The 18099-nt window shown below is 52.9% G+C and carries 20 protein-coding genes and 1 riboswitch; all 20 genes read right to left on the bottom strand.

Annotated elements, in window-relative coordinates:
- Positions 1-5: 5 nt before the first annotated feature.
- A complete protein-coding gene (gene scpB, locus ACFQ2I_RS05135; RefSeq protein WP_377562575.1) occupies positions 6-608 on the bottom strand; it encodes an SMC-Scp complex subunit ScpB in 603 nt (200 codons plus the stop codon).
- Positions 577-1359, bottom strand: a complete 783-nt coding sequence (locus ACFQ2I_RS05130; RefSeq protein ID WP_377562574.1) for a segregation and condensation protein A — start codon at positions 1357-1359, stop codon at positions 577-579. Before ACFQ2I_RS05130 ends, scpB begins: the two co-directional genes overlap by 32 nt.
- Before the next feature lie 78 nt (positions 1360-1437).
- Positions 1438-1908, bottom strand: coding sequence for a 6,7-dimethyl-8-ribityllumazine synthase (gene ribH, locus ACFQ2I_RS05125; RefSeq protein ID WP_377562573.1), 471 nt, complete (start codon positions 1906-1908; stop codon positions 1438-1440).
- Position 1909: 1 nt separating this feature from the next.
- Positions 1910-3151: a bifunctional 3,4-dihydroxy-2-butanone-4-phosphate synthase/GTP cyclohydrolase II gene (locus ACFQ2I_RS05120; RefSeq protein WP_377562572.1), complete on the bottom strand. Its 1242-nt coding sequence runs from the start codon at positions 3149-3151 to the stop codon at positions 1910-1912.
- A gap of 24 nt (positions 3152-3175) precedes the next feature.
- Positions 3176-3847: a riboflavin synthase gene (gene ribE, locus ACFQ2I_RS05115; RefSeq protein ID WP_377562571.1), complete on the bottom strand. Its 672-nt coding sequence runs from the start codon at positions 3845-3847 to the stop codon at positions 3176-3178.
- A 13-nt stretch (positions 3848-3860) separates the two neighbouring features.
- On the bottom strand, positions 3861-4967 hold the full coding sequence (ribD, locus tag ACFQ2I_RS05110; RefSeq protein WP_377562570.1) for a bifunctional diaminohydroxyphosphoribosylaminopyrimidine deaminase/5-amino-6-(5-phosphoribosylamino)uracil reductase RibD: 1107 nt from the start codon (positions 4965-4967) through the stop codon (positions 3861-3863).
- 237 nt (positions 4968-5204) lie between these two features.
- Positions 5205-5404: riboswitch (FMN riboswitch) on the bottom strand.
- A gap of 118 nt (positions 5405-5522) precedes the next feature.
- Positions 5523-5957: a peptidylprolyl isomerase gene (locus ACFQ2I_RS05105; RefSeq protein WP_377562569.1), complete on the bottom strand. Its 435-nt coding sequence runs from the start codon at positions 5955-5957 to the stop codon at positions 5523-5525.
- A 55-nt stretch (positions 5958-6012) separates the two neighbouring features.
- Positions 6013-7344, bottom strand: coding sequence for a diaminopimelate decarboxylase (gene lysA, locus ACFQ2I_RS05100; protein ID WP_377562568.1), 1332 nt, complete (start codon positions 7342-7344; stop codon positions 6013-6015).
- Between the two features lie 140 nt (positions 7345-7484).
- Positions 7485-9122 carry a spore germination protein gene (locus ACFQ2I_RS05095; RefSeq protein WP_377562567.1) on the bottom strand — a complete coding sequence of 546 codons (1638 nt, stop codon included), beginning with the start codon at positions 9120-9122 and terminating at the stop codon, positions 7485-7487.
- 22 nt (positions 9123-9144) lie between these two features.
- Positions 9145-9576: a stage V sporulation protein AB gene (locus tag ACFQ2I_RS05090; protein ID WP_377562566.1), complete on the bottom strand. Its 432-nt coding sequence runs from the start codon at positions 9574-9576 to the stop codon at positions 9145-9147.
- Positions 9569-10216 (bottom strand): stage V sporulation protein AA, encoded by a 648-nt coding sequence (locus ACFQ2I_RS05085; protein WP_377562565.1) that lies wholly within the window; start codon positions 10214-10216, stop codon positions 9569-9571. Before ACFQ2I_RS05085 ends, ACFQ2I_RS05090 begins: the two co-directional genes overlap by 8 nt.
- A 112-nt stretch (positions 10217-10328) precedes the next feature.
- Positions 10329-11084: an RNA polymerase sporulation sigma factor SigF gene (sigF, locus tag ACFQ2I_RS05080; protein WP_377562564.1), complete on the bottom strand. Its 756-nt coding sequence runs from the start codon at positions 11082-11084 to the stop codon at positions 10329-10331.
- Between the two features lie 19 nt (positions 11085-11103).
- The gene (spoIIAB, locus tag ACFQ2I_RS05075; RefSeq protein WP_377562563.1) at positions 11104-11550 is read right to left on the bottom strand and encodes an anti-sigma F factor; all 447 of its coding nucleotides are present in this window, start codon (positions 11548-11550) and stop codon (positions 11104-11106) included.
- On the bottom strand, positions 11547-11900 hold the full coding sequence (spoIIAA, locus tag ACFQ2I_RS05070; RefSeq protein WP_377562562.1) for an anti-sigma F factor antagonist: 354 nt from the start codon (positions 11898-11900) through the stop codon (positions 11547-11549). Before spoIIAA ends, spoIIAB begins: the two co-directional genes overlap by 4 nt.
- A 132-nt stretch (positions 11901-12032) precedes the next feature.
- Positions 12033-13226 (bottom strand): D-alanyl-D-alanine carboxypeptidase family protein, encoded by a 1194-nt coding sequence (locus ACFQ2I_RS05065; RefSeq protein WP_377562561.1) that lies wholly within the window; start codon positions 13224-13226, stop codon positions 12033-12035.
- A gap of 263 nt (positions 13227-13489) precedes the next feature.
- Positions 13490-14824 carry a pyrimidine-nucleoside phosphorylase gene (locus ACFQ2I_RS05060; RefSeq protein ID WP_377562560.1) on the bottom strand — a complete coding sequence of 445 codons (1335 nt, stop codon included), beginning with the start codon at positions 14822-14824 and terminating at the stop codon, positions 13490-13492.
- A gap of 26 nt (positions 14825-14850) precedes the next feature.
- Entirely contained in the window at positions 14851-15021 is a 171-nt protein-coding gene (locus ACFQ2I_RS05055) for an aspartyl-phosphate phosphatase Spo0E family protein (protein ID WP_377562559.1), read from the bottom strand.
- Positions 15022-15132: 111 nt separating this feature from the next.
- Positions 15133-15960: a purine-nucleoside phosphorylase gene (locus ACFQ2I_RS05050; RefSeq protein ID WP_377562558.1), complete on the bottom strand. Its 828-nt coding sequence runs from the start codon at positions 15958-15960 to the stop codon at positions 15133-15135.
- Positions 15961-15991: 31 nt separating this feature from the next.
- Positions 15992-17173, bottom strand: a complete 1182-nt coding sequence (deoB, locus tag ACFQ2I_RS05045; protein ID WP_377562557.1) for a phosphopentomutase — start codon at positions 17171-17173, stop codon at positions 15992-15994.
- Positions 17174-17200: 27 nt separating this feature from the next.
- Positions 17201-18088, bottom strand: coding sequence for a site-specific tyrosine recombinase (locus ACFQ2I_RS05040; RefSeq protein ID WP_377562556.1), 888 nt, complete (start codon positions 18086-18088; stop codon positions 17201-17203).
- Between the last annotated feature and the right edge of the window lie 11 nt (positions 18089-18099).

The raw sequence follows: 18099 nt of genomic DNA, 5'->3' as shown, positions 1-18099 counted from the left end.
AGTTCTCATTCTTTTATTTCTTCAATTGTTATTTGACGGCCTTCCAGCCGCTCGAACAGCATCTGGGTACCGTCATCCAGTTCGTCGTCCAATTCGATATCGCGGGGTTCAGGTAATTCCTTCAAGGAAGGAAGACCGAAATAATCCAGGAATGATTTCGTAGTACCATATAGAATCGGTCTGCCGATCGCCTCCGCACGACCCACTTCTTCGATCAGATCCTTGGACACAAGCGTCTGAATAGCCCGGTCCGACTTCACACCACGAATCTCTTCAATATCGATCCGCGTTATCGGTTGTCTGTAAGCGACAATCGAGAGCGTCTCCAGAGCTGCCTGGGACAGCTGAGCACGGGTTGGCGTGTATGCCATCCTCTCGAAGTAAGGCGCATGCTCCGCATTAGTTGTCAAGCGGAACGCTGAGGCTACCTCCGCGATCTGGACGCCTCTTCCTTCCCGTTCCAGATCGCGCTGCAGATCATAGATCAAGTCCACCGCGAATTCTGGATCGATCTCCATAATATCAGCCAGTTGCCGCTTCGTTAGGCCTTCGTCTCCGGCCATGAACAGCAATCCCTCAATAATTGATTTCAAGTTCTGATAATCCATCCGGACTGACTTCTCCTCTCCACTGGATGACGATATCGTCGAACAATCCATGCTGATAGCAGCTAATATTTTTCATCTTCATCAGCTCTAGAATGGCAAGGAATGTAACCACGATCTCATGTCTGTCCATATTCTCGCGAATCAGCTTGGAGAACCGGACGGTCTCATGCTGCCTCAATATATCGACGATGTCGACGATGCGATCCTTGACGGATATCTCATCCCGTTGCACCGTCGCAATGATATTGCGCCTCGCCGCTCTGCGCAGCGCCTTCTGGAATGCGGCGATTAAGTCGCTCAAGCGAAGCCCTTCCACTGGATTGACGAAGCGTTCCTTCAAGAACGGCGTCATATCTTCCGGCTCTCGCGAATAGACGAGACTGCGCTGCAGCTCCTTCTCCTGCAGTTGCTCCGCGATCACTTTGAACTTCCGGTATTCCACCAGCTTATGAATAAGCTCGTCCCGAAGATCCAGTCCGTCATCTTGCCAGTCCTCATAGATTTCATCCTCGAATACGGGTGGCTTGGGCAGCAGCTGCTTGCTTTTGATGGCCAGCAGCGTGGCCGCCATGACCAGGAATTCGCTTGTCACTTCAAGCTCCAGTTCCTTCATGGCATCCAGATATTCCATATATTGAATCGTGATTTCGCTTATCGATATTTCATGAATATCAATCTCGGCTTTATCAATTAGATGAAGCAGGAGATCAAGCGGGCCTTCGAATGCTTCCAGCTTATACAGCACAGACAAGTTGCTTTCCTCCCGAATATACCTTCTTAGCTACTTATTATATAATAGTAGATTTCGTTTCGGGAAGCTACTCCCTGCTTAGCCCTCGAGCTGTTTGGTCAAATTAGCCATTTCGATCGCGGTAACTGCCGCCTCGTACCCTTTATTGCCGGCCTTCGTGCCTGCACGTTCAATCGCTTGCTCGATGGAATCGACGGTTAGAACCCCGAATATCGTTGGCACGCCTGTCTTCAGATTGACGGCGGCCACGCCTTTCGCCGCTTCGTTGCACACATAATCAAAGTGCGGCGTGGAGCCTCTAATGACCGCTCCTAGCGTAATCACGGCGTCATATTTACCGCTCTCCGCCATCTTCTGCGCGATAAGCGGGATTTCGAAGGCGCCTGGCACCCAAGCTACGTCTACGTCTTCCTCATCGGCGCCATGACGCTTGAAGGCGTCCAAAGCGCCTCCCAACAGCTTGCTGGATATAAATTCGTTGAATCGCCCTACCACTACACCATATTTCAATCCGCTAGAAATCAGGTTTCCTTCAAATACGTTTGCCATCTTATTCGCTTCCCTTCATCTCTAATTGATCTAATCGGAGCATATGCCCCAGCTTGGATTGCTTCGTCTTCAAATAATTCCGGTTGTTATCGTTGGCTTCCATCTGAATGGGCACGCGTTGCGACACTTCAAGTCCGTAGCCTTCCAGTCCTTTTATTTTGCGCGGATTATTCGTCATCAGACTCATCTTCCTGACGCCCAGATCCCGCAATATTTGCGCTCCGATGCCATACTCGCGCAGATCGGCGCCGAAGCCGAGCTTGGCATTGGCCTCCACCGTATCCAACCCCTGCTCCTGAAGCGCGTATGCCTTCAGCTTGTTAATCAACCCGATGCCTCTTCCTTCTTGTCTCATGTAAAGCAGAACACCGCATCCCGCTTCATCGATCTGGCGGAGCGCCGCCGCAAGCTGAGGCCCGCAATCACAGCGGTGGGAATGGAATACATCTCCGGTCAGACATTCCGAATGGACACGAACTAGAACCGGCAGGTCAGAGGTGATCTCCCCCTTCACGAGCGCGACATGTTCCTTGTCGTCCACCTGATTGCTGTAAGCGACCGCACGGAACTCGCCGAAGTCCGTCGGCATCTTCACTTCAACAACCCGTTCTACCAGTTTCTCCTTCGCATTGCGGTAGCGAATCAGATCTTCTATCGTAATCAGCTTCAAGCCGTGCTTCTCGCGGAATTCAGCCAGATCAGGCAATCGGGCCATCGATCCGTCAGCTTTAATAATCTCGCAGATAACGCCTGCTGGCGCCGCGCCGCACAGTAGCGCAAGATCGATAGCTGCTTCGGTATGGCCGGCTCGACGCAATACACCTCCTGGCTTCGCAATAAGCGGAAAAATATGGCCGGGACGTCTCAGATCGGAAGGCGATGTGGCGGGATCAATCATCGCTTGCACACTCATCGCGCGTTCATGGGCGGAAATGCCTGTCGTTGTGGACACATGATCCACGGATACGGTAAAAGCTGTGCCGTGATAATCCGTATTCTGCTTCACCATCGGCGGCAAATCCAGCTGTTCGGCCTTCTCTTCGGTAATTGGGACGCAGACTAGTCCTCTTGCTTCCGTAATCATGAAGTTAATAACTTCCGGAGTCGCCTTCTCCGCCAGAGCAATCAGGTCACCTTCATTCTCACGGTCCTCATCGTCCACAACGATAACGGGACGTCCTTGCTTCAAATCTTCAATTGCCGCTTCAATCGAATCAAATGCTATTTCTCGCTGTTGCTCCATGATGTCTCTTTCCTCCTCCAAATATCATATAAAGCCATGCTCGGCCAAATATTGCTCTGTTAAAGCGGATTTCGAAGCGGATGCCCCCGACCCTTCGCTTCTGCCCTTGAAATGCAACAGATGATCCACATACTTACCAATAATGTCGCACTCGATATTGACCTTGTCGCCGGTCTGCCGATGCTGAAGCGCCGTCTCGGCCAGCGTGTGCGGGATAATCGATATGGTGAATGCCGTATCCGTCGTTCCGACTACAGTCAAGCTGATGCCGTCTATCGTGATGGAGCCCTTTGGCAGTATATGTCGAAGCTGCTCCCGATCGTCGAGATCAATTGTGAATACGACAGCGTTCGCATCTCGTGTGCGTCCCGCTATACGACCCGTTCCATCGACATGTCCTTGCACGATATGTCCGCCGAATCTGCCGCCGGCTTGCATCGCCCGCTCAAGATTGACAGAATCGCCTTGACTTAATGCATGCAGCGTTGTCTGGCGATATGTCTCCGGCATGACATCAACGCTGAACGAGCGGCTGTCGAAAGAGATGACCGTCAGGCATACTCCGTTAACGGAGATGCTGTCGCCAAGCTGAATGCCTTCCAACACCTTGGCTGCATGTAGAGTCAGCACCATCGCTTCCCCTTGTCTTCTAATGCTCTTCAGTTCACCTACTTCTTCCACCAATCCTGTGAACATGTCCTTCCTCCTCTCACCTGGTCCCGGATGAATAGACGGGATAACCTACGACGCGTATATCTTCTCCGGCCATGTCCACTTCCACATCTCTCAGTCTGACGGCATCTGCCATTCGTTCCATGCCAGGAAAGGTGAACGCACCGACGGGGCCTCCGACAATTTTGGCTGCGTAATACAGGATCACCTTATCGATTAGTTCATTTTCCAGCATAGCACCATTCAATCTACCGCCGCCTTCCAGAAGGATGGATCCGATCTCCAGCCGACCCAGCAGCTCCATAGCCACAGTCAAGTCGATATGGGGACCGCTGCCGCAAGTCAGCACCTCCACTCCCGCTTCTTCCAGCTGGGCGCGTTTGGCGGCATCGCTATTGTCTGTCGTCAATATGATTGTTCTGGCCGTGCGGTCCGATACAACCTTTGCCGTTAAAGGCAATCGCAGCATGGAATCTGCTACAATACGAACGGGATGCAGCCCTGGGGTTGCCGTCCGGGTCGTTAAGGATGGATCGTCCGCTATAACCGTCTCGATCCCGACCATAATGCCTTGATGCCGGTGGCGCAGCGTGTGTACCTGTTCCCTGGCAACGGGACCTGTCACCCATCTGCTGTCACCGGTTCTGGCGGCGATCTTGCCGTCCAGCGTGCTCGCCGTCTTCAAAGTAACATACGGCATTCCTGTCGTAATGTACTTGTTGAATTTCTCGTTCATTCGCTCAGCTTGCTCCTGAAGCACTCCCGACACGACCACAATGCCGTTATCGAACAAGCGCTGCAACCCTCTCCCTGACACTTGCGGGTTGGGATCGGTAGCCGCGACGACAACCTTCGCGACCCCGGCATCGATAAGCCGGTTCGCGCAAGGCGGCGTATGGCCATGATGGCTGCACGGCTCCAGTGTGACATACGCCGTGGCGCCCCGCGCCTTCTCGCCCGCCATGGCGAGCGCATGCACCTCCGCATGTCCTTCGCCCCGCTTCAGGTGTGCCCCCATGCCGACGATATTGCCATTCTTGACGATAACGCAACCGACGATCGGATTAATGCCGGTCTGTCCCTCTGCTCCAGCAGCCAACTCGAGCGCCAGCTGCATGTAATACTTATCATTCAGAACTTTCATAAGTGCGCAAAAAACCCCCTAACGGCCAGCTTGCCGACGGGGGGTGTCAGTCAGGATAATTCGACAATAGGAAACAAGCTTGCTCATCGCAAATAGAGGATGATAGTTGAGCCAGCTAAATACAACGCCATCACGATGCATGCATACCTCAAATAAAGTCCCCCGTTTCGGGCAACTGGTCAAGGGTAATTGGTGAAATAATGCACAATGTAGCTGCTGCAATTTCTATTGCCGAAGTTCCTTCTTCTCCCATCCAGACTATACTGTCGGTCCCGGATTTTCACCAGGTCCACCGCTCGGCGACACTCTGCACGATGCAGCGAGACGTCGAGACGGGTCACGGACTTACGAGCTAATAGAGTTGAAGGCTTGCGCCGACAAATTTTTTATGCCCGATCACCGCCGGTTGGGAATTTCACCCTACCCCGAAGAAGCAAACTTTCATTTTTATAGTATGCATCGTACCACTATTCTGCAAAAACATCAACTGCATTATAATTGAACTTTACAAAACTCGCCCCCATCCGAAGATGAGGGCGAGGAGATTCTATTCCTTTATTCCGCTTCCGTTACTACCACCTTGTCCATCTTGGAGCCGCCGCTAAGCGCATCCACAAACTCCATGCCCTTTGTTACCTTGCCGAATACGGTGTGCATGCCATCCAGATGCGGTTGTGGCTGGTAGCAGATGTAGAACTGGCTGCCGCCTGTATTGCGTCCCGCATGCGCCATCGCAAGCGTGCCGCGCTCGTGCTTGTTGGGGTTGATCTCACAGTTGATGGTATAGCCAGGGCCGCCTGTGCCATTGCCTACCGGGCAACCGCCCTGAGCAACGAAGCCCGGAATGACGCGATGGAATGTAAGGCCATTGTAGAAGCCTTCGTTCGACAGCTTCTCGAAATTCGCAACTGTGTTCGGAGCATCCTGATCGAATAGCTCCAGAATAATCTCTTCCCCTGTTGCCAGCGTAATTTTTGCTTGTTTTGCCATGCTATCATTACCCTCTTTCTATAGTCCGTATAAGACTACGTTACCAATTCTGTCCCTATTTCGCAAGGGGCGATTTGTGAAGTCTTGCCGGAATCACGTCGTTGCACACAATATTGTCCAGTGACTCGCGCTTGACGACAAGATCTGCTTCGCCATCCTTGACGAACACAACAGCTGGACGGCGAATCCGATTATAGTTGCTGGCCATCGCATAATTGTATGCGCCCGTACAGAATACGGCGAGCAGATCGCCGCTCTCCGATTGAGGCAGCTCTAGATCCCAGATGAGCATGTCACCGCTCTCGCAGCACTTGCCTGCTACGGAGACTGTCTCTTCCAGCGGAGCGTTTCCGCGATTGGCGAGAATTGCCTCGTACTGGGACTGATATAACGCCGGACGGGGGTTGTCCGTCATCCCTCCGTCAACGGCAATATATTTGCGTACGCCAGGGATATTCTTGCTTGTCCCGATCGTATACAGCGTTGTACCGGCGTCGCCGACCATGCTGCGGCCTGGCTCTACCCAGATCTCTGGAAGCGGATAGTTCGCATCGGAGAAGTTAGACTTGACAGCGTCCGTAATCGCCTGAACATATTGATGGATGGGAAGCGGAGTCTCCCCCTCCACGTAACGGATACCGAAGCCGCCTCCTAGATTGACCACCTTGAACGTCAGATCCAATTCTTCGCGGATGGATACTGCGAACTGGGCGACCTTGTCGACCGCCATGCGGAAGCCTTCCACCTCGAAAATTTGCGATCCGATATGAGAATGAACCCCAAGCAAGATTAGATTCGACAGTGTCAGCGCTTTGCCGATTGCCTCTCTAGCAGCGCCATTGCCCAAGTCGAAGCCGAACTTGGAATCCTGCTGTCCCGTGGAAATGTAATCATGTGTATGCGCTTCGACGCCCGGCGTAATCCGAAGCAGAATATTGACCTTCTTGCCCTTGTCGCCGGCAAGGGCATTCAGCAGTTCCAGCTCCAGGAAGTTGTCCACTACGAAGCAGCCGATGCCAGTCTCAAGCGCCATATTGATCTCGTCAGGGGTCTTGTTGTTGCCGTGGAAGTGGATGCGCTCCACTGGAAAACCCGCTTGCAGCGCCGTGTGCAACTCTCCGTCCGATACGACGTCCAACGACAGGCCCTCCTGCTCCGCAATGGCGCACATGGCCATGACGCTGAACGCTTTACTTGCGTAAGCGACCTGGAAAGGCAAGCCGGATGCCTTGAATGCTTCTACATATTCTCTCGCACGCTGGCGGACGAGTGCCTCGTCCATGATATATAATGGCGTACCGAACTGGGCAGCCAGATCAGTTGCGTCGCATCCGCCAATCTCCAGATGACCTTTGTCGTTAATTCTGCTTGTTCCATGCAGATACATTGTTTCCCCTCGACTTTCCCTATCCTTTCATGGATAGAACGGATTTAATTTGCATCTATAGGAACAGTATAACGCAATCGACAACGATCCGAAATGGATTATTTCGCATTTCATTTGCATTTTTAGCGATGAAAGAAGCACTAATCATTCGATTTCGGCATCTTATCCTGCTGCTGTGGGCGCAGAATATTAGGCCGCTTTCTGTTAAAGAGCACCGGCTGACGCACTACAATGTTCCAGACCCCTCTGGCATCGAACGGAATGATCGGCCACATATACGGCCGATTCAGAGAACGCTCCTTCACCAGTAAGATGAAGATGGCCGTCGTCGCCACGACGAGTCCTGGAACACTGAAGGCGGCTACCGCCATGATAAGCGTGAGTCTGACTAGCCGATTGGCCAGCCCCAGCTCATAGCTGGGCGTCGCGAACATGCCGATTGCCGCTATCGCCATATACAAGATGACTTCATTCACGAATACGCCGGTTTTCACAGCGATATCGCCGATGAGAATAGCCGCCACCAGAGACATCGCAGCCGCCAACGACGTAGGGGTATGCACCGACGCCATCCGTAGCAGGTCGATTCCGATCTCAGCTAGGAGGAACTGAACGAATAACGGAATTTTCCCCTTTTCATTAGGTCCGATGAAGTCCATAATCGGCGGCTTGTATTCTGGATGCATAACGAATAGCAGCCATAACGGCAGCATGAATAACGACATCAATATGCCGATGAACCGCACCCATCTCAAGTAGGTTCCGATCGTCGGTGTCTGCCGATTCTCCTCAGCGTGCTGCATCAGGTCGGTGTATGTGGTCGGCAGCGTCATGACGCTGGGCGACGTATCTACGAATACGGCGACGGAGCCTTCCAGCAGATGCGAGGCAACCGTATCGGGACGTTCAGAGTAACGAACGAGCGGGAACGGACTCCAGCCACGCTTGATCGTTGCTTCTTCCAGCTGCTTATCCGCCAGCGGCAGACCATCCAGCTTAACCATCCCGATCTTATGCTTGATCGACTTCACCAGCTCTTCATCTGCAATATCTTCAATGTAAGCCACACATACGTCTGTCTTCGTCCGCTCGCCTACTTGCATCAACTCGTATCGAAGTTTTGGATCTCGGAGCCTTCTGCGCACGAGCGATACATTCACAAGCATCGTCTCGTTGAATCCGTCGCGGGCCCCACGCACCACTCTTTCGGTCGAGGGTTCTTCCAATCCTCTAGCCGGGTAATTTTTGGCGTCCACAATAAGTGCATTCGGCTCGCCATCGATGAACAACGCGGTCGCTCCTGACAGAACGAGCGTCATCAGCTTGATCCAGTCGTCGTGCTTATTCACCTGCGCAGCCGGAACATAGAGATCCAGGAACGCTTGCAGCGCATCGCTGTCAATATCCTCAGCCTGCAAGTAAGTGAGTCGCTTAATAATCTCCGTCAGCAGCTCGTCTTTGACAAGCCCGTTCATGCAAAATAATGCCGTCTTCCGATTGCCGAACGTCATCTCCCGGATCACAAGGTCGAAGCTGACCCCAAGGCCCATCTCCTCTTCCAGCTTCTTCAACACTTGATCAAGTTCACGGGGAATCGATTCCTTCTTCGCTTCTTGCCCTTCCTTGCCAGAAGAACTTCCGGACGGCTTACTCCAGCCACCCAGTTCCACCCCGTCCCCCCCTTCCCGCGGCTCCATGCCGGGAATCATATCTTCCGGCAGCGGCAGTTCCCGTTCGGGCGACTCCTGTTGTTCCTCTCCCCGATTCCAATCTGACATGCCCTATCACCTCGTTGCTTAATTAATTCCATTGAAAGATGAGCCAATCGAACAGAGATCCGATCGTCTTGCCCAGCACCATCGCCATGACGAACGCTATCATATAATGAGACAGCCTCAGACGCTTGGCCAGTATTGGCAATACGTTCATCACTTCCGTCAGCGCAGCGGCCAGCATACCAATGAACATGCCGTCCAGCAGTCCGATGCCGCTCAGGAACAAGGGCGCAGGCAGCTGCAGCTTCCAGTCCAGGAAGTCCGCGAATGTCCAGTATAGCGCACCGCTTACGATGGCGCTCTCGAACCAGGCGGACATACGGAACGCTCTGGTCAACTGGGCCAGCCGCGGCACCAGATCGAAGACAATCAAGAGCGCGACCAGACCGCTTCCTACCGCCAGACCGCCCGCTATGCCAAGCGTGGCGATGAACAAATGCAACAACCACTCACTCATGTCCACCTCCCCGCCTTTTCTCGTTTTCGGCGCGCTTACTTATTTCATCCGCTATAACGTATTGATTCAGATTTTCTTGATACATATACAACTCCACTTCCAGAGGATTGGGCTCCTCGTTGAGTCGCTTGCGGAATATATGATTGAAGAACAACGCCATGCCGAGACCGAGCCCCAACGAATACGGGATCTGCAGCCATAACGGATGCTCGTCACGCTCGCCTGTAACTAGCTCAGCAATGCGGATATGAACCTCCTTCATGCTGACATCAGTATGGAAATTCATTATCGCAAGCCCTGCCCCAAAGAACAGAAGCAGCCAGCTGACGGCTAGTAAGATGTAACGGGGCTTCATCGGCTTCTCAGCCACCATGAGCAGCACTTGAGGGTCGCCGTACACTTCCACTGTCATGCCAGGAACCGCCTCGCGCACGACTTTTACGATTTGAAGCACGTCAATGACGACACGATTGCCGTCTGACCTTCGATGCTCGTACAGCGGCAGCTCCGCTAGAGCGGAATGCAGCTCCTTGTCCTCCAGGAGCAGCCTGGCTGCCTGGCCCAGCGTGACAGTATGCAACGGCTTGATGTCTATTCTTTTTTTGAGCCGAAGATAGAGGACTGGGCTGGCACCGCTCATCCGCCATCATCCCTTCTGCCAGTAGTATGGCATCTGATTCCTGATTAGTATGAGATAAGGATGCTCAGGATAGTCATACATGTCGATGTAAAAAAAGGAAAGACCAAATCGCTTAAAGCGCGATTTGGTCACGAATGGACTGCAATATTTTCTTCTCCAGCCTGGATACCTGCACTTGCGAGATGCCTAACCTGCTGGCCACCTCGGACTGCGTCTTGTCCCGGTAATACCGCAAGAAGACGATGAGCCGCTCGCGTTCGTTCAAGCCTTCAATCGCTTCGATAAGCGCCAGCTTGTCGAACCAGCGTTCGCCGGATTCGTCCGCGATCTGATCCATCAGCGTAATGGGATCTCCGTCATTCTCGAATACAGTCTCGTGAATCGACGTTGGAGGCTTGTTGGCTTCCTGCGCGAATACGACATCCTCCGGCGTAATGCCGAGCCGCTCCGCCACTTCGCTGACCGTCGGAAGCCTTCCGAGCGTCTTGGACAGCTCATCCTTCATCTTGCGAACCTTGTTCGCCGTCTCCTTCAGCGAGCGACTCACCTTAAGCGTGCCGTCATCGCGAAGGAACCGCTGTATCTCTCCAATGATCATCGGCACCGCATAAGTAGAGAATTTCACGTCATAGGACAGATCGAACTTGTCTACCGACTTCAACAATCCGATACAGCCGATTTGGAACAGGTCTTCCGGCTCATAGCCCCTATTCATGAAGCGCTGAACGACAGACCATACAAGCCGGATATTGCTCCCTACCAGCGTATCCCTCGCCACCGTATCGCCGGATTGGCTTAGTGCGATTAGCCGCTTCACTTCTGCGTCATCCAAGTACGGCTGGGCTGTTTGCTTCAAATCGACATCCATGAGGCTCAACCCCTATGCCCTAATTGTAGAGCGCTTTTTTTGATTCGATACGTTTCATCATCGCTACCCGGGTTCCCCCTCCGACTTTACTGCTCACCTCGAACTGATCCATGAAGTTCTCCATGATCGTAAAGCCCATGCCAGAGCGCTCCAGTTCCGGTCTCGACGTATAGAGAGGCTGCCTGGCCAGTTCCAGATCTTCGATTCCGCTGCCTTCGTCCGAGACGATAATCGTCACTCTGTCTTGGTCGATAACACCCTCGACGCACACTTGACGCTTGCCGTCATTATCATAACCGTGAATAATGGCATTCGTCACGGCTTCAGACACGGCAGTCTTCAGATCGTTCAGCTCTTCCATTGTCGGATCAAGCTGTGAGACGAATGCAGCAACCGCGACCCTGGCGAAGGCTTCATTCTCCGATCGGGCGCTAAACAAAAGCTTCATTTCGTTAGTCCCTTTCATGACACCACCTCCAGACTGGTAATCGCACTGCGTTCGCTGTCATGCTCTTCGATAATCTTGAACAGCCCCGACAGTTCGAACAACCGCCGCACATTGGGGTTCACATCGCAGACAACCATTCGTCCGCCCTTGCCCTTCACTTGCTTGTACCTGCCAAGAATAACACCAAGCCCGGAGCTATCCATGAATTGCAAATGCTTCAGGCTTAAGATCACGTGATGCGCGTTATGGCGGACAAGCGCTTCTTCCATCTTGAATCGGACAATATTCGCCGTATGATGGTCCAACTCGCCGTACAAACGCACAATCAGCGTATTGCGGTAATGCTCCAGTTCGGTTCGCAGACTCATGTCGCACTCTCCCTCAAGGTAATGGATTCTCCTCGCGGATAGATCTAGCAATTCTCCATTGCAGTACCACATTCCTTCTCAACGACAAAACTAGAAGCATACCGCTACGACCTGACAAAATGGAACAAGCCCTTATTGAAACAATCCGGCTGCAGATCGCTTAAGCAGTCTCCACCACGTCGCCTTATCAACGGATTCCGGCGCTAGTAGTTCATATTCCTTCAGCACCTCGTCGCCTTGATAGACAATCAGCTTACCGATCGGCTGTCCTTTCTTCACAGGAGCCTTCAGCTCGCCTTCCATGACCAGCTCATGGCGGATATGCTCCACGCTCCCGCCCTTCCTCAGCAATACGCTGTAAGGACGTTCGGCATTCAGCTTCAACCTAGACTCCATCCCCTTCTCGATGTGAAGCGAACCAAGCTCGTCACCCTGCTGGACGATGGGATAGTTCATATACTGGGAAAAGGTGTAATCAAACATCGCCGACACTTCGGTATTGCGCTGCTTCGTAGTAGGCTCCCCCATCACTACAGCAATGACGCGCAAGCCGTCGCGTTTGGCCGTTGCAGACAAACAGTACTTCGCTTCGCTCGTATAGCCCGTCTTCAACCCGTCCGCGCCGCTATAGAACCTCACAAGCTTATTGGTGTTGACGAGCCAAAATGGCTTATCGGATGTTTTGCGCAAATAGTCCTGATACAGCCCCGTATATTTAATTACATCATTGTACTTTAGCAACTCTCTGGACATAATTGCGATGTCGTGCGCCGAGGTGTATTGATTCTCGGTAGGCAAGCCGTTCGCATTGGTAAAGCGAGTATCCTTCATGCCGAGCTCCGCTGCCCGCGTATTCATCATCGCGACGAAATTGTCCTCCGTTCCCGCCAGCTTCTCAGCCATTGCAACCGAAGCGTCATTGCCGGATGCGAGCGCGATGCCCTTCAGCATATCCTCGACGCTCATTTCCTCGCCTGGCTCCAGGAATATTTGTGATCCTCCCATGGAAGCCGCATACTCACTCGTACGTACCATATCTGTCAGCTTGATTTTCCCATCTTCCAGCGCTTCCATAATGAGCAGCATCGTCATAATCTTCGTAATGCTAGCCGGCGGCAGCTTATCGTGGCTATTCCTCTCGAAAATAACCGTTCCGCTATCCGCATCCATCAATACAGCCGAACGTGCGGACGGAGCCAGATCCGGAACAGCAGCCGCATTCCCGTTCTCGCTGACGGGAGTCGCCTCCTCGGCCCAGACCGCCGCGGGCAGCGCCATCGCGCAAGCGAGCGCAAGCGCCATAAGCGAGAGTAATCGTTTTTTCAAAGAATGTCCCTCCTGAACTAAGGCTATATTTTCCTTTTTAGTGTTTACAATCCGCATGAAAAATATTCCTTCTGTAAGGGTTGCTATAAAGCCTAAAAATCTCTTAGTCTCTATCAGGTTGTTGGAACGGTGGTAGGTGGGCTTGTTTGGCTCGGATACTTTAAAGCAATTATCGCTTTCAGGGCATCACTTTAATTGCAAAGAAAAAAGAAAAGAACCTCAGTCTCCGTATCGAATTGGAAATTGAGGTTCCTTGGGATGTGTTATTCAGCTAAACGTTCAATGCCTTCCGCTGTGACGATGGATAGCAGCAGCGGTCGCTGCCGGGGCTTCTCTTGTTGAAGCGTATAAGCGTCTCGAACCTGGGCGATCCGCTCCTCCAGCGCTTCGCTGTGAGACTGCGCATGCAGCATTGCCAGCGTATCACCCGCTTCCACATGGTCGCCAACCTTCTTGCGGAGCGTAATACCGACGGCATAATCGATTGCATCATTCTTCGTCGCCCTCCCAGCGCCTAGACCCATGGCAGCCAGGCCGAGCTGCTCCGCCTCGATCGCCTGCACATAGCCCGAATGAGACGCCTTCACTGCAATTAATCGTTCCGCTTGGGGCAACAGCTCCGGATTGTCCACGATGCACACGTCTCCGCCTTGCGCCGCTATTAGCTCACGGAATTTGCCAAGCGCCTCACCGCTGCTCAGCTTGTCTTCCAGCAGCTTACGCGCTTCCTGCAAGCTGCCGGCCTTCCCGCCAAGAACGACCATATGCGAGCCAAGCGTCAGACACAACTCCGTCAGATCTTCAGGACCGTCGCCTTGCAGTGTTCGAACCGCCTCTGCCACCTCAATCGCATTACCGATGGCGAAGCCGAGCGGCTGATCCATATCGCTGATAATCGCCGAAGTGCTGCGGCCGACATGGTTTCCGATTTCCACCATCGTCCTGGCAAGCTCTTCTGCCGCATCCAGCGTTTTCATGAATGCTCCGCTGCCCATCTTCACATCAAGCACGATAGCATCCGCTCCAGCGGCAATCTTCTTGCTCATGATCGAACTGGCGATAAGCGGCATGGATTCCACCGTGCCCGTAACATCACGAAGCGCATACAGCTTCTTGTCCGCAGGAGTCAGATTGCCGCTTTGGCCAATGACAGCCAGTCCGATCTCGTTTACCTGGTTCAAGAATTGCTCCCGCGTCATCTCGATCTGAAAGCCTGCAATAGATTCCAGCTTATCGATCGTGCCACCGGTATGTCCCAATCCTCTGCCCGACATTTTGGCGACTGGTACACCGGCGGCAGCAACAAGGGGCGCGATGATGAGCGTCGTCTTATCGCCGACTCCCCCCGTACTGTGCTTGTCCACTTTCACGCCTTGTATGCCGTCCAGGTTCACCTGGTCGCCTGATTGCGCCATCGCCAATGTCAATGCGGCTGTCTCATCAACGGTCATACCGCGGAAATACACAGCCATTGCCCACGCAGCCATCTGATAATCCGGCACTTCGCCGCTGACGTATCCACGCATCAAATGTAGAATTTCCGCCGAAGACAGCTCCCCGCCGTCCCGCTTCTTGCCGATCAGCTCCACAGATCGCATGCGGACCCCTCCTGTCGCTAAGTTCTCTAGTTAGCCCGCCGCTTAGGGCGTCTCTCCCACTGTATCTGAACGATGAGCTCATCCAGCGACTGGCTTAATATAAGCACATCGCGATGCAGCAAATCTTTTTCAATTAATGCCGTCTCAACCATCTCATTGCGCAGCTCCTCAAGCTGCAGCAGCAATTGCTTGTCCATGACTCGTCCTCTCCACCATTTTTCTTAGATCATGGACATTATACGACGAAGAGGTCACTGAACACTGTCACAATGAGTCGAGCCAAATGTTACAATTGTGTTACAGTACCGTTAGATTCTGGCGATTAATGACGTTACGAGTCCTAAAAACTGGGACTTCACCCGCTCCGTCGTCTCCATAACCTCTGAATGCGACAGCGGTTGGTCTAATATACCCGCCGCCATATTGCTAATGCACGATAGGCCTACAACCTCCAGACCGGCGTGTCTGGCAGCGATCACTTCGGCTACAGTGGACATTCCGACAGCATCTGCCCCCAGCGTTCGCAGCATCCGAATTTCTGCAGGCGTCTCATAGGAAGGTCCCAGCAATCCGACATATACGCCTTCCTGAAGCGAAATATCCTCTTCTTTCGCCACCTCCATCGCCAGCTTGCGCAGACGCGTACTGTATGCTTCTGACATATCCGGGAATCTGGGACCGAAAGATTCTTCATTAGGCCCGATGAGCGGACTCTTGCCGGTCAGGTTAATATGGTCGGAGATCAGCATCAGGTTGCCTGAAGCAAAGTGAAGGTTGATGCCTCCCGCCGCATTGGTGACAAGCAAGCTTGAGACGCCTAGCGCTTTCATTACCCGAACGGGAAATGCCGTCAGCTCAGGTCCGTAGCCTTCATACATATGGAATCTGCCGCGCATAAGCACGACAGGCTTGCCGGACAGCATACCGATCATCAATTCTCCCGCGTGTCCTTCGACTGTGGAGATCGGAAAATGCGGAATCTGATCGTAAGGAATGACGACCGCATTCTCCAGATGCTCGCCCAGCACGCCTAATCCAGAGCCCATGATAAGACCGATTTGCGGTTGTACGGAGATCCGCTCCTTTATATACTGTGCCGCTTCATTAACGCCTTGCGCAGTTACTACTTGCATCATGTCTATATCCTCCTTGAAGTTCATCTCTTTATTATAGCTTTAATTGCGCTAGAAAGCTCTTGCCGTTCGGCGGAGCGGCAATGCCGAAGTTATCCGCAATTGTAGCTCCGAGGTCAGAGAAGGTCTCCCTGGTCGGTAAGGCGCCGGGGTTGTTGAAAGCCGGACTGTAGAGCAGGATGGGAACATACTCCCGTGTATGATCCGTGCCGGGATGGGTAGGATCGTTCCCATGGTCCGCAGTTACAACGAGCAGATCACGTGGGCCGATGCTGCCAGCCAGTTCCGGCAGAGAAGCGTCGAATTCCTGGAGCGCCCGTGCATAACCTTCAGGGTCTCTTCTATGGCCGTACAAGGAATCGAAATCTACAAGGTTCGTGAACAGCAGGCCCCGGAACGGTTCCTTCAGCTGCTGCAGCGTGCGAACAATGCCATCCGAGTTACTCTTCGTAGGCGTTGTCGCAGTAATGCCCTCTCCGTCAAAGATATCATTAATCTTACCTATTGCAATAACGTCAAAGCCATGGTCCTTCAGCCCGTTCAGCACCGTCGGTTGCGGCGGCTTCAATGCATAGTCATGTCTGTTCGGAGTCCGTTTGAAAGCGCCCGGCTCGCCAATATAAGGTCTGGCGATCACTCTGCCCACTGTGAATCTTGGGTCTCTTGTCAGTTCTCTGGCGGTCTCGCAAGCTTTATACAATTCTTCAAGCGGAATAATATCCTCATGAGCGGCAATTTGGAACACACTGTCCGCCGACGTGTACACAATCCACGCTCCGCTATTCATCTGCTCGGCACCGAGTTCGTCCAGAATGACTGTGCCGCTAGCAGGCTTGTTGCCGATAACGGGGCGTCCCGTCAGCTCCTCGAAGCGAGCAATCAGCTCCTCCGGGAATCCTTCGGGGAAGGTCTGGAACGGAACGGTGATGTTCAGCCCCATCAGTTCCCAATGTCCCGTCATCGTATCTTTTCCCACCGAGCTCTCGGCCATTTTTCCGTAATAGGCTCCAGGTGTGCCGTCCGCGGGCTTCCAGTCGGAGATATCCGCAATACGGTCCAGTCCCCAGCTTCTCATATTCGGAAGTTGCAGCTGCGGTACCTTCTCCACGATATGGCCCAGTGTGTGCGAGCCAGTATCGCCGAAGGCATGCGCATCCGGTAATGCGCCTATTCCTACACTATCCAGCACGATAACGGCTATTCGTTGAAATGTCATGATGACGCCCCCTTCTCTCTTCTATCGTTAGGCGCGCGGATGCGCTCCTGTGTAGACATCCTTCAGGCGAGCTTTATGGCCATGCAAATATTTGAGCGTCGTCGCAATGTCGGCATGCCCCATCATCTCCTGAACGGCTCTCGCATCTGCTCCATGATTCAACAGATGAGCGGCCACAGAGTGACGCAACGTGTGGGGAGTGATCTCCTCACCAATGCCTGCTTCCCTCGCATACTTCTTCAGCATTTTCCAGAAGCCCTGTCTAGTCATCCGTGTGCCAAGATGGTTAAGGAACATCGCGGAATCGCAAGCACGACCTTTCAGCAAGCCGTCCCTTCCCTCGTCCAAATAAGCTTCTACTGCAGCAGCCGCATGCCGCCCGAACGGTACAATCCTCTCCTTCATGCCGGAGGAGCATTGTAGATACCCGAGCGCCATATGCATATGCTCCAGATTGAGCGATACAAGTTCCGATACGCGAATGCCTGTAGCGTATAGCAGCTCCAGCATCGCCTTGTCCCGCTTTCCTGCATGGCTTGTCGTATCCGGCGCTTCAAGCAACGCATTCATCTCTGCTTCCGTCAATACGGTCGGCGGCTTCTTCTCCCATCGCGGAGCTTCCAGATAGATAGAGGGATCACCATTAAGATATCCGTTCATCTGCATATATTGGAAAAAAGCGCGAATGGAGACGATGTGGCGGGAGATCGTAGCAGCCTTCCGCCCCTGTTCTTTCAGCGTATGGATGAACTTCGACAGGTGATGTCGCTGCACGCCGTCCCACCCTTCGACGCCTTGCAACTCCAAATGCAGCGACAGCGCATGCAAGTCTCTCTCATAGGACACCATAGAGCTTTCTGTCAGTCGTCCTTTATCCGTTAGAAATTCAAAGTACTGCTTTAATTCAGCCTTCATGTTAATATCCC

The organism is Paenibacillus chungangensis, assembly GCF_042675905.1.
GTDB lineage: Bacteria > Bacillota > Bacilli > Paenibacillales > Paenibacillaceae > Pristimantibacillus > Pristimantibacillus chungangensis.
The sequence above is the reverse complement of the archived record's forward strand: the minus strand, read 5'-3'. Positions and strand labels throughout refer to the sequence as shown.

Excerpts from the sequence above, each read along its gene's own strand:
- scpB (WP_377562575.1), bottom strand. The coding sequence starts at position 608 with ATGGATTATCAGAACTTGAAATCAATTATTGAGGGATTGCTGTTCATG.
- ribH (WP_377562573.1), bottom strand. The coding sequence starts at position 1,908 with ATGGCAAACGTATTTGAAGGAAACCTGATTTCTAGCGGATTGAAATAT.
- ACFQ2I_RS05120 (WP_377562572.1), bottom strand. The coding sequence starts at position 3,151 with ATGGAGCAACAGCGAGAAATAGCATTTGATTCGATTGAAGCGGCAATT.
- ribE (WP_377562571.1), bottom strand. The coding sequence starts at position 3,847 with ATGTTCACAGGATTGGTGGAAGAAGTAGGTGAACTGAAGAGCATTAGA.
- ribD (WP_377562570.1), bottom strand. The coding sequence starts at position 4,967 with ATGAAAGTTCTGAATGATAAGTATTACATGCAGCTGGCGCTCGAGTTG.
- ACFQ2I_RS05105 (WP_377562569.1), bottom strand. The coding sequence starts at position 5,957 with ATGGCAAAACAAGCAAAAATTACGCTGGCAACAGGGGAAGAGATTATT.
- lysA (WP_377562568.1), bottom strand. The coding sequence starts at position 7,344 with ATGTATCTGCATGGAACAAGCAGAATTAACGACAAAGGTCATCTGGAG.
- ACFQ2I_RS05095 (WP_377562567.1), bottom strand. The coding sequence starts at position 9,122 with ATGTCAGATTGGAATCGGGGAGAGGAACAACAGGAGTCGCCCGAACGG.
- ACFQ2I_RS05090 (WP_377562566.1), bottom strand. The coding sequence starts at position 9,576 with ATGAGTGAGTGGTTGTTGCATTTGTTCATCGCCACGCTTGGCATAGCG.
- ACFQ2I_RS05085 (WP_377562565.1), bottom strand. The coding sequence starts at position 10,216 with ATGAGCGGTGCCAGCCCAGTCCTCTATCTTCGGCTCAAAAAAAGAATA.
- sigF (WP_377562564.1), bottom strand. The coding sequence starts at position 11,084 with ATGGATGTCGATTTGAAGCAAACAGCCCAGCCGTACTTGGATGACGCA.
- spoIIAB (WP_377562563.1), bottom strand. The coding sequence starts at position 11,550 with ATGAAAGGGACTAACGAAATGAAGCTTTTGTTTAGCGCCCGATCGGAG.
- spoIIAA (WP_377562562.1), bottom strand. The coding sequence starts at position 11,900 with ATGAGTCTGCGAACCGAACTGGAGCATTACCGCAATACGCTGATTGTG.
- ACFQ2I_RS05060 (WP_377562560.1), bottom strand. The coding sequence starts at position 14,824 with ATGCGATCTGTGGAGCTGATCGGCAAGAAGCGGGACGGCGGGGAGCTG.
- ACFQ2I_RS05055 (WP_377562559.1), bottom strand. The coding sequence starts at position 15,021 with ATGGACAAGCAATTGCTGCTGCAGCTTGAGGAGCTGCGCAATGAGATG.
- ACFQ2I_RS05050 (WP_377562558.1), bottom strand. The coding sequence starts at position 15,960 with ATGATGCAAGTAGTAACTGCGCAAGGCGTTAATGAAGCGGCACAGTAT.
- deoB (WP_377562557.1), bottom strand. The coding sequence starts at position 17,173 with ATGACATTTCAACGAATAGCCGTTATCGTGCTGGATAGTGTAGGAATA.
- ACFQ2I_RS05040 (WP_377562556.1), bottom strand. The coding sequence starts at position 18,088 with ATGAAGGCTGAATTAAAGCAGTACTTTGAATTTCTAACGGATAAAGGA.